At 69.6% G+C, this 816-nt stretch carries 1 pseudogene; it reads left to right on the top strand.

Annotation, left to right across the window (positions count from 1 at the left end):
- A pseudogene (locus EN964_RS35980) lies at window positions 1–816 on the top strand (double-strand break repair protein AddB); the annotation flags it as partial.

Genomic DNA, 816 nt, shown 5'->3' with positions numbered 1-816 from the left:
GTCATCCGGCCACTGGGCGAGTTCGACGAGGATGAGGCCGCATTCGAGACCGAGGCATCGGCGGCCATAGATCTCGCGCCGCCGATCGCCGCGATCGAACGCCTGTTGCTGCTGACGCCGTTGGTGCGCGCCTGGAAACGCCGGCTGCCGGCGCATGTCGCCGCCCTTTTCGCCGAGGAGATCGTCATCCCGGCTTCCACCGCCGACGCGATCTGGCTGGCGCGCGATCTCGCCCGGCTGATGGACGAGATCGAGACGGAAGGAACGGACTGGGCCAAGCTCACCGATCTGGTGACCGGCAACCTTGCCGGGTGGTGGCAGGTGACCCTCGAATTCCTCGGCATCGTCACCGAAGCCTGGCCGAAATTCCTCGCGGAAAGCGACCGCTCAAATCCGGCCGCGCATCGCAGTGCGCTGATCCGCGCCGAGGCGGCGCGGCTGCTGCGCAATCCGCCCGCTGGCCCCGTTATCGCCGCGGGCTCGACCGGCTCGATACCCGCCACGGCCGAACTGCTTGCCGCCATCGCGCGCCTGCCCGGCGGCGCCATCGTGCTGCCCGGCCTCGACCGTACGCTGGACGAAGCGTCGTTCCAGGCAATCGCCGCGCCCGGCGCGCGTCCAGCCGTGCTCGGCCACCCGCAATATGGCTTGGCCAGGCTGATCGGCAAGATCGGCGTATTGCGCAGCGACGTCGAGGAGATTGGCGTGGCCGAACCGCGACTTGCGCTTCGCGCCGCCCTTGTCGGCGAAGCGCTGCGGCCGGCCGAAACCACCGAACTCTGGGCCGAGACACGTGCCGGTTTCCCGGCGTCCCAC

It is taken from the genome of Mesorhizobium sp. M7A.F.Ca.CA.001.10.2.1, from assembly GCF_003998575.1.
GTDB lineage: Bacteria > Pseudomonadota > Alphaproteobacteria > Rhizobiales > Rhizobiaceae > Mesorhizobium.
This window is presented reverse-complemented; position numbering and strand designations above follow the sequence as displayed.